This is a genomic window from uncultured Caballeronia sp. (assembly GCF_964243625.1).
Classification (GTDB): domain Bacteria; phylum Pseudomonadota; class Gammaproteobacteria; order Burkholderiales; family Burkholderiaceae; genus Caballeronia.
Window position 1 is genome coordinate 1 of sequence record NZ_CAXTGZ010000704.1, and the last position, 2,995, is coordinate 2,995.

At 61.0% G+C, this 2,995-nt stretch carries 4 protein-coding genes; 2 read left to right on the plus strand and 2 right to left on the minus strand.

Annotated features, from left to right (window positions below):
- Both ACFFAR_RS29590 and ACFFAR_RS29595 read left to right on the plus strand, forming a co-directional pair.
- On the plus strand, positions 1 to 901 hold a 901-nt coding region (locus tag ACFFAR_RS29590), incomplete at its 5' end, for an MFS transporter (RefSeq protein ID WP_375509056.1).
- 30 nt (positions 902 to 931) lie between these two features.
- On the plus strand, positions 932 to 1,078 hold the full coding sequence (locus ACFFAR_RS29595; RefSeq protein ID WP_372237040.1) for an oxalate:formate antiporter: 147 nt from the start codon (positions 932 to 934) through the stop codon (positions 1,076 to 1,078).
- A 76-nt stretch (positions 1,079 to 1,154) separates the two neighbouring features.
- Here the strand turns inward: ACFFAR_RS29595 and ACFFAR_RS29600 are convergent, their stop codons facing one another.
- Both ACFFAR_RS29600 and ACFFAR_RS29605 read right to left on the minus strand, forming a co-directional pair.
- Positions 1,155 to 2,234 carry a glycosyltransferase family 4 protein gene (locus ACFFAR_RS29600; protein WP_062000080.1) on the minus strand — a complete coding sequence of 360 codons (1,080 nt, stop codon included), beginning with the start codon at positions 2,232 to 2,234 and terminating at the stop codon, positions 1,155 to 1,157.
- On the minus strand, positions 2,234 to 2,995 hold a 762-nt coding region (locus ACFFAR_RS29605; protein ID WP_375509057.1), incomplete at its 5' end, for an oligosaccharide flippase family protein. The genes ACFFAR_RS29605 and ACFFAR_RS29600, both read right to left, overlap by 1 nt.

Genomic DNA, 2,995 nt, shown 5'->3' on the forward strand with positions numbered 1-2,995 from the left:
GACCGGCATGGCGATCATGGGTTTCGGCGGCGGTGCGATGATCGCCGCACCCGCATCGGTTGCGCTGATGAACCACTTCAAGAGCGCGACGAGCAACGGCGTGACCGAGACCTTCGTGGTGCTGGGTATTGTCTACTTCATCTCCATGTCGATAGGCGCGCTCGCCATCCGCGTGCCGCCCGCGAACTGGGCGCCCGCCGGCTGGACGCCGCCTGCCGACAACGGCAACAAGATGATCACGCGCAATCACGTGCATATCGACCAGGCTTTGAAGACGCCCCAGTTTTATCTGATCTGGCTCGTGCTGTTCCTCAACGTGACGGCGGGTATCGGCGTGCTGGGCCAAGCGTCGGTGATGATCCAGGAGAGCTTCAAGGCGACCATTACTGCAGGCGCTGCGGCCGGGTTTGTTGGCTTGCTTTCGCTGTTCAACATGGGTGGCCGGTTCGTGTGGGCGTCGGGCTCGGACTGGCTCGGACGCAAGAACACGTACTTCGTGTTCTTCGTGCTGGGCGCCGTGCTGTACTGGCTCGTGCCGCAATTCGCGCAGAGCGGCAATGTAGCGCTGTTCGTGCTTTCGTACTGCGTGATCCTCTCCATGTACGGCGGCGGTTTCGCAACCGTACCAGCCTATCTTGCCGATATCTTCGGCACGAAGTTCGTCGGCGGCATACATGGACGTCTGCTGACAGCGTGGGCGGCTGCGGGGATCGCAGGACCGGTGCTGGTGAACTATATCCGTGCGTATCAGGTGGCGCATGGCGTTGAAAAGGCGCAGGCCTACACCACCACGCTGCACATCATGGCGGGGCTGCTGGTGCTTGGGTTCATCTGCAACTTGCTGGTGAAACAGGTGAACGCGAAGCATCACATGAGTGCGTCGGCGCTTGCGTCGGAATGAAGCCAGAACAACGATAAACCGGAGAACGCAATGAACACTCGCATGAATCAGGATCTTTCGTCCAATGCTGCTCCGACCAACAAGGCGTTGCTTGGGGTCTTCTGGATCTACGTGGTCGTGCCGCTGGCATGGGGCGTGATCAACACGCTGGTGCAGGCGACGAAGCTGTTTCATTGATCGTGTAGGCAGAACGGAGAACGCCGGCTATCAGCCGGCGTTTCTCTTTCTAGCGCTTCTAGCAGTCTTCTTCAACTCAAGCCGGGGCCCCCGCCATCCCGCTCGTCACCTCTCGCGCCACTGCAAGGTAACGTTCAGCCGTGTCCGCAAGTGTGAGCCCGCCCAGCGGTCTCTGCGCCCGTCCTTCGCCCAACGCCGTCACCAACGCTCGCGCATAACTTGCGGTGTCTTCCGGATCGAGCAGATGCACCGCCGGGAAATCCTCCGCGAAGCTGAAAGGCCGGATCTGGCTGGCGACGATCGGCACGCCCGAAGCAAGCGCTTCAAGAAACGCGATGCTGTGCCCTTCCGAACGCGAAGGCATGGCGAATACGCTGGCCTTGAACAAGATATCCGATACGTCCGAGCGCGGCCCTTCCACGGTGACATGCTGTCCGATCCCGAGCTTGGCCACGAGATCGTTCACGGCCGTGAAATAGGCCGGATCTTCGATCACGCCCACCAGCAGCAAACGCGCATGCGGCACGAGCTTCACCACCTCCTTGAAGGCGTGCACCGTCTGCAACTGGTTTTTCACCGATGTATACCGGCCAATCTGCACGATCTGCGCATGGTTATCGGCGGGAATTGCGGTCAGGCCTTTCGAGAAACGCGCCATGTCGACGCCATTCGGAATGAGCTGCATTGAAGGATGGCGGCCCACGGCGGCCACGTAATCATCGATATTCGCAGGCGACACCGCGATCACCGCACGCGCACGCCGCGACAAAACGCGTTCTATACGCCTGAACAATCCGCGCTCGAAGTCATTGGTCGCCGAATGCATCACGTACACCACGGGCGCCGCAATTGGCAACGCGCGCGCATAAAACGCAGGGATGGTCGCGTGGGCGAACACCACGTCCGGCGCGTAGTGATTAACCGACTGGTACAAATGCCACAACTTGCCGAGCGTTCCGTGCGACGCAGCGGGGAACATGCATTCGACATGGTTCGCATCGAGCTCGCGACGCAGCTCGGTGAAGTCTTCATGCTGTGGCCGAAGCGAGGTCATGCCGACCGTTTCACCGCTGTTCTGCTGATGGATCGCCAGATCCTTGGCCAGCACTTCGGCGCCTGAAAGTCGCGGTGCGAGTACAAGATGAAGGATGCGCATCACGCCTCCTTAAGGATTCGGAACAGCATCCAGCCGGCCGCGGCCGCGAGGCCGCCGGTCATCGCCCAGGCAATGCCTGTCACGCCCCACATGTGCGTCGCTACCGGCACCGTGGCGAGCAGCACCACGGCCTGGATGATCGATGCGTGCGTGGCGACCTTCGGCAATCCGACTGCGCGAAGATACGACACCAGCACCGCGATCACTGCGCCAATCGCCATGTTGACCACGAAGATGCGAAAGAGCGGGACGGCAGGCAGCCACGCGGTTCCCAGCACGATCTGGAACAGCGGTTCAGCGGCAAAGCGCAGGATGATGACCAGCACGACGAGTCCTCCCGCGATGAGCCCGAGATAGCGGCGAAAGAGCCGCGCTGCAAAGTCCGCGTCCTTTCGATGATGCGCCGAAAACGTCGGGAAAAGATATTGCGACATGGCAATAGCTGCGTCCGCAAGCAGCATTTGCGCGAGCTTCGACGACATCTGGTAAGCGCCGAGTTGCGCGGGTCCGAGCAGCTTCGCGACGATCACTTTATCGAACTGGTTCAGCAGCAGATTGACCACGCTGCCGGCCCAGATCCACCGGCTGAAGTTCACGTAATGTCCAATGCCTTTCCACGATGCCCGCAGCGGCGGCCGCGGCCCCATGGTGGTCCACGTCAGCACGGTCTTCAACGTCTCGCCTGCCAGCATGCCGAGCAACACCGAATAAGCGCCGGCGCCGCTCAGCGCAAACCCCAAGCCGATTGCACAGTCGAGAAA

Coding starts and splice junctions, on each gene's coding strand:
- ACFFAR_RS29595 (WP_372237040.1), top strand. CDS start 932: ATGAACACTCGCATGAATCAGGATCTTTCGTCCAATGCTGCTCCGACC.
- ACFFAR_RS29600 (WP_062000080.1), bottom strand. CDS start 2,234: ATGCGCATCCTTCATCTTGTACTCGCACCGCGACTTTCAGGCGCCGAA.